The organism is Nostoc cf. edaphicum LEGE 07299, from assembly GCF_015207245.1.
In the GTDB taxonomy this organism is placed as follows: domain Bacteria; phylum Cyanobacteriota; class Cyanobacteriia; order Cyanobacteriales; family Nostocaceae; genus Nostoc; species Nostoc edaphicum_B.
Genome location: NZ_JADEXF010000232.1, coordinates 1 through 6,335, shown reverse-complemented (window position 1 = coordinate 6,335; position 6,335 = coordinate 1). Strand labels below are relative to the sequence as shown.

Annotated in this window: 6 protein-coding genes; 2 read left to right on the top strand and 4 right to left on the bottom strand. The window is 42.6% G+C overall.

Translation table 11 applies throughout. From position 1 onward, the window contains the following. Positions 1-16: 16 nt before the first annotated feature. The 4 genes from IQ229_RS09070 to IQ229_RS09055 form a co-directional block, all read right to left on the bottom strand. On the bottom strand, positions 17-1,318 hold the full coding sequence (locus IQ229_RS09070) for a lactate racemase domain-containing protein (protein ID WP_228013326.1): 1,302 nt from the start codon (positions 1,316-1,318) through the stop codon (positions 17-19). Next, on the bottom strand, positions 1,287-2,090 hold the full coding sequence (locus tag IQ229_RS09065; RefSeq protein ID WP_265582962.1) for an SDR family oxidoreductase: 804 nt from the start codon (positions 2,088-2,090) through the stop codon (positions 1,287-1,289). Before IQ229_RS09065 ends, IQ229_RS09070 begins: the two co-directional genes overlap by 32 nt. A gap of 135 nt (positions 2,091-2,225) precedes the next feature. Continuing rightward, on the bottom strand, positions 2,226-3,665 hold the full coding sequence (gene uxaC, locus IQ229_RS09060; RefSeq protein WP_194043045.1) for a glucuronate isomerase: 1,440 nt from the start codon (positions 3,663-3,665) through the stop codon (positions 2,226-2,228). Between the two features lie 26 nt (positions 3,666-3,691). Continuing rightward, the gene (locus IQ229_RS09055; protein ID WP_194043044.1) at positions 3,692-4,723 is read right to left on the bottom strand and encodes a LacI family DNA-binding transcriptional regulator; all 1,032 of its coding nucleotides are present in this window, start codon (positions 4,721-4,723) and stop codon (positions 3,692-3,694) included. Between the two features lie 206 nt (positions 4,724-4,929). On the opposite strand from IQ229_RS09055, the gene IQ229_RS09050 reads away from it, so the two are divergent. Both IQ229_RS09050 and IQ229_RS09045 read left to right on the top strand, forming a co-directional pair. Beyond that, positions 4,930-5,415: a gluconokinase gene (locus IQ229_RS09050; protein ID WP_194043042.1), complete on the top strand. Its 486-nt coding sequence runs from the start codon at positions 4,930-4,932 to the stop codon at positions 5,413-5,415. A 137-nt stretch (positions 5,416-5,552) separates the two neighbouring features. Then, positions 5,553-5,876 (top strand): DUF1815 family protein, encoded by a 324-nt coding sequence (locus tag IQ229_RS09045; protein WP_194043040.1) that lies wholly within the window; start codon positions 5,553-5,555, stop codon positions 5,874-5,876. The last annotated feature ends 459 nt before the right edge of the window (positions 5,877-6,335 follow it).

The window sequence follows — 6,335 nt, the reverse complement described above, 5'->3', positions numbered from 1 at the left end:
GTGGGGTTCTTCGGGTTTAATAAGTAATCAAACGGTACAGTATCTCGCCAGCCTTGGGTACAAGTAAGATGCCTTCATCCTCTCGGTTAGCCCATTCTGTGGGTTGAATAGTCGCAGGGTTACAATAGTTCAAGTTATGAGCAGCACAGCGTTCAGCAGAAATGCCAGTCGCTAAAGTAACGCGAATTCGCGCTTGTTCCCCTTTTATCGGATCAAAAGTACCCATCCCTTTTAAGTGAGTACTATGGGCCAGAACTCCAGCAGGATACTTTTGGAATTTATCCCACTGTTTGAGAAAGTAATCCCGCAGATGATAGCCAATTTCGGATAAGATTTCGCCGTGTGTATAGCTAAACTCGGTAATATGAGGAGCATATATAATTACTTCGCCTCCATCGGCTACTACTGGCTCTAGCTTGTACATTCCTTTTGCTGCTGTCCAAATGTCATCATACATTTGGGGCATGACTGAAAGCACTTGTTTAAAAGGCCGATCTACATATTTGATATGCAGTTTAGCTGATAGTTTTGCAGCAGCTTCCCAAGCTGATTCTGGTTGATCTATATAAAGTCCAGCTAGCTGATTTGTTTTCGGTGCGACCACCATCGCCAAACAAAGCTTTGGGGTAGAAATCAGGTTAGCGGCTCGGTTAATCAAACGCCGGACTGGTGTGATTCCCAGTGTACCAATAATCTCATAACAAGTAATTAAAGCACCTAACCAGTGTGAGAGATTAATTACTTCTTGACCACCAATACCAGGGAAAAAATATTTATTTCCACCAGAGAAACCGACAACTTCGTGAGGAAAAACTGGCCCACAAATCGCGATTAAATCGTATTCTGTTACAAGCTTATTAATACGCACATCAACAGACTGATGTAGCATACCACCGCTAATTTCTGCTATCTCGTCTGCCGAAATTATTCCACAAAAAATAAAGGTATCTGGCTCATTCCAAAGGTGGTTAAAGATGCGAATTTTTTTAAAAGTTGTTTCTCGCTCCTCTGGTGTTACTCCTACCAAGTGATTGATTTGTTCTTCACTCATCAGATTATGTGTACCCAGAGCAATTAAAAAATCCAGAGCCGCTACTCTTTGACTCAACTCCTGATGAAGCAATCGAAACATTTGCGGGATGGGAGCAGTACGGGTACTATCTGGAATTAACACCAAGATGCGCTGTCCATCCAACTTAGGGTCTGCTAAAGCTTGATGAACTAGCCCGGAAACTTGCTCATCTGAAAGTGTTCCATTATTTACAGCCAGTGAATACATGACATTATTAAACTCCACTGTAGATACTAAATCCACCATCTACCGGCACAACTACCCCATTCACAAAACTAGAACCAGAACTACATAACCAGATTAAGGTGCTGAGTAATTCATCTGGTTTTCCGAAACGTCCGGCGGGGGTATGGTCAATAATTTTTTGCCCGCGTTCGGTCAAACTACCATTAGAATTTAAGAGTAAATCTCGATTTTGTTCGCCAATAAAAAAACCTGGTGCGATCGCATTTACTCGCATTCCATCACCATATTTTTGGGCGAGTTCTACAGCTAACCAGCGAGTAAAGTTATCTATCCCCGCTTTTGCAGCTGAGTAGCCAACCACGCGGCTAATTGCTCGAATGGCAGACATAGAAGATATATTCACAATGCAACCGTGGGGTTGACTTTTTTCCACCATTGCTTGACCAAAAACCTGACAAGGTAGTAAAGTGCCCACTAAATTGAGGCTAACCACTTCCTCAAAGGCTGTATGTGGCATATCAAAAATAGTCGCATCAGAAGAAATTGTGGCAGCCGGAATATTACCGCCAGCCATATTTACCAAGATATCTATCTCATCCCAACGCTGTATAATAACATCCCTAGCGATTTCTAATTGGGAGCGATCGCTAACATCTGCCACCACAGCCATACTTTCTCCACCGTTAGCAGTAATCTCAGCCACCACCGCCCCTGCCCTAACTTCATTGCGACCCAAAACCACCACTCGCGCTCCAGCCAGAGCCAAACCCTTTGCCATAGCCCCACCAAGCACACCAGAACCACCCGTAACTACCGCAACCCGCTCCTTCAAACTAAAAAGTTCACTTAAAATCAAAATGATTCCCCCACTTAGTAAAATTCTCTGCGTACCTCTGCGCTTCCCTTTGCGCGACGGCAGTCGCTACAACGGGGGGAACCCCCGCAACGCGCTGCCTCCCCTCTGCGTTTAAATTCCCCCTAAATTCCCCTCAAACTTATAAGCAACCTTAGCCAGGTCATAAGCCAAAGCACGAGCCATACCATACCCTTCCTCTTCCTCAACCAATCCCCGCGCGACCAATCCAGCCAACCAATTACAAGCTACCCGCCGCCAGACATTATGACGAGCCGGAATCGAAACGAAAGCCCGTGTATCATCATTAAATCCAGCAGTATTATAAATTCCCGCAGTTTCCATTACCTGATTGAAATAACGCTCCATACCATTTACGCTGTCGTGAAACCACCAAGGTGGGCCGAGCAATACACTGGGATAATGACCAGCTAACGGAGCCATTTCGCGGCTATAAGTGCTTTCATCCATGCCAAAAATGATTAAATGGAAGCGGCGATCGTTACCGTAAGCTGACAACAACGGGCGTAGATTTTCAGTCCATTCGATTTTTATGGGAATATCAGCACCTTTATCAGCTCCAAATCTTTCAAATAAAGCCGGATTATGGTTACGCATCACACCGCAATGCATTTGCATCACCAAGCCATCTTCCACACTCATCCGCGCCATTTCCATAAAGATATGACCGGTAAAATTTTCTACATCACCTGGATTCAGCTTGCCGACTAATGCTCTCGCAAAGATTGCTTCGGCTTCTTGGTCAGAAAGGCGTGTGGTATAAGGTGTAGCTGCACCTTGGTCGGTAGCTGTCGCACCCATTCTTTTAAAGAAAGCTCGACGTTCTTCTAAAGCTTGCACAAAATTTGCATAAGTGTTAATTTCTGTACCGATACTGCTTTCCAATTTGGTAAGATTTTCACGCCATCCAGGAGCATCCAGGTTAACTACTGCATCTGGACGAAAAGTTGGTCTGATTTGAGTAAAACCATCTTCGTGGAGCGATCGCTGATTCTCTAGGTTATCACTGGCAGCATCGGTAGTACAAAGCACTTCGATGTTAAAGCGTTTGAATAAAGCACGAGGGGAAAACTCCGGTGAAGCTAACAAACCTTCCAGATAATCATAGATAAGTCCGGCATTGTGAGAGCTTAAAGGTTCATCCACCCCAAAGACGTTAGTCAGTTCCTCTTTCAGCCACAACCCTGACGGAGTACCTTGGAATAGATAAAAATGGTCGGCGAACAATTGCCAGATTTTACGGTGGTCGGTTTCTACTGGCGAACCATCATTGGTTGGTATGCCCAAAGATTGCAGAGATACGCCCCGACTATAGAGCATCCGCAAAAGGTAGTGGTCAGGAATAATCAGTAATTCTGTGGGCGAACCAAAACGGGCTGCGGGATTAGCTAACAAAGCTGGATCTACGTGTCCGTGTGGACAAACTAGAGGTAACGCAGATATGCTGTCAAAAAATTGATGAGCTAATCGTCTTTGAACTGGTTCTGGAGAAAAGCAGCGATCGGGAGATAAACCCGGTTTTTTAGTTAACATAATTTTTGTATAAATTGTTTTGAATTTCAAATTGTTAATAATGCTGCACTGCTACTACGCTGTAATAGAAAAGGAGATAAAACGCGGTTTTCCACAGTTTTTTCTTCTATTAAATCGAGTAACATTTGCATGGCATAGCCACCAATTTCTAACATAGGCTGACTAATTGTGGTCAGCGCCGGCGTAACGTAACCGCCCAAAGCAATACCATCAAATCCGACGAGACTTAAATTTCGCGGTACTAAAATACCTAATTCTTGGCAAGCTAACAGAGCGCCAACCGCCACCATATCGTTGTAACAAAAGATGCCTGTAACTTCCGCAGTCAAGAGTTTAGATAGCATATTTTGCCCAGTGATAACATCGCTGTTTCTGGTATCATATTCGTCACTAATTGAAACCCAATCAGTATTTTTTGGAATCCCAGCTTCCGCAAGGGCCATTTGATATCCTTCTAGACGCTGCTGGTTCGATCTGCTGCGATCGCCTACACCCAAATAACCAATAGCGGTGTGTCCTAAACTAATTAGATGCTCTGTCGCTAATTTAGCACCTAAGCGATCGTCTATTGCAACTGAATGAAATATTTCTGATTGGTCTTCAGTTTGACTATTAATCAAAACTGTCGGTACAGCAATTTGTGTGAGTTGTTTAGTATGCTGTTTACTAATTCGTGAGTCAGCTATTAAGATCCCGTCCACCCTACGGCGATGAAAAGTATCAATAGCTGCCATTTCCTGATCCAAATCTCGGTGTGAAGCACTCAATAAAACACTCAAACCCGCTGGTTTGGCTATCTTCTCGATTCCCTCTACCACCTCACCATAAAAGGGATCTGAAATTGAAGTTACTACTACACCAATAGTATTAGTACGTTTATTTTGCAAGCTTTGAGCAATAGCATTTGGCACATAACTCATCTCCTGTGCCAGTCGCTTAATTTCTTCTCGCACTTTCGGGCTAATGAGAGCATTATCTCGCAAAGCACGTGAAACTGTAGAATGAGAAACCCCTGCTCTGCGGGCAATATCTTCAATTGAAATTCTTCGTTTATTCATTATTTTATCTTAGCTTTTAAATATTGCACACGTGTGCATTTTGTGTGTATTATAGAAAATAATCGTGATTTGTCAAGAGATTTTAATACAACTCACATTTGTATGGAAAGGAGTTAAAAGTGAGGACTTTTAACTCCGTCCATGATTACAACTACAAGTTCCAAATTCCGAATTCCGAATTAGTTTAACTTTTATTAAGAAAAAAGATGATTATTATCGTCATGGGTGTATCTGGTTCTGGGAAAACCACCATTGGAAAACTATTAGCAGACTCCCTAGAGTGGGAATTTAGCGATGCTGATACTTTCCACTCGCCAGAAAATGTTGAGAAAATGCGGCGCGGTATCCCTCTGAGTGAAGATGACAGGATGCCTTGGTTACAAGATTTGCACACAGCTATTAAACACTGGCTGCAAGAAAATAAAAATGTAGTGCTGGCGTGTTCGGCTTTAAAAAACAGCTATCGGCAATTTTTGGTAGTGGATAGCGAACGCATCAAGCTAGTTTACCTCAAAGGGTCTTACGAGTTGATTCAAATGCGGTTACAAGAGCGTAGCAATCATTACATGAGCGAAAAACTGCTCGACAGCCAGTTTTATACATTAGAAGAACCAGTAGATACTCTACGTATGGATGTTGCACAGCCACCCCAGATAATTGTCCAAAACATTAGAACTGCTCTGGAAATTTAGCTGAGTTATGGCAACCGTAATATTAAGATTAATCACGTATCTAGGAAAACACGAACTTTTGGCAACCAAATCACATCAGATGTAAGTCTAAAGAAATATAAAAGCAAGCAGATAACTGTAATGGTAGGAGAAAAGTAGTGTTTATAAGATTAGCGCAACAGCATCAGCAATTCGTCCAAGACTTAGTAATTAACCTGCAAGCCTTGACAATTATACTTGAGCGGCGTGGCTATACTGCGTCTTGTTATACGTGCGGCGAGCAAATGAACAGTGCTTCATTTATGGTTAGCCTGAAAGAAAAGCACCTGATTCGGTTTTTAGTGTCTGATTACGGAATTACTTGGATGGAATTGTGGGACGATCGCGAATTAATGAAGTTGGAGGGTGCAGAAGCGATAAACCAGCTACAAGAGTTGGCTAATATTGTTAAGCATTCTACTGCCATACAATTAACAAAATAGTTAACGACTCCCTTGGCTGAGTTCGGCAAAAAAATTAACAGAGGTTTTGCACACGTGTGTAAAACAAAAGATAAACTTATATATAATCAAAGGCTTGTGTACGCGTATGGACAAGCCTTTTCAAAAATCTATCCAACACAAAAATCAGCTATAGAGACGTACAACTCTACGTCTCTAAGGCGTAGCGATATGCTGGCGCTGCGCGATACGGCGTTGCGGTACAAGGTCGTCGCTACCCAGAAGGCATCAAAGTCTCTGAGAATTAGCGATCGCATCAGTGCTTTGTTCTAACTCCGATCCAAGCAGATTGGACAAAACACTGAAAGAAATAAGTTATGCACAGGTATACAAAGACGAAATGAAACTTAACACCTATTTTTGCACACGTGTGCAAAAATAATAAATAAGTTTAGTACAGGTTTTGCACACCTGTGCATAATAGAGTGCGAAAGTACGATT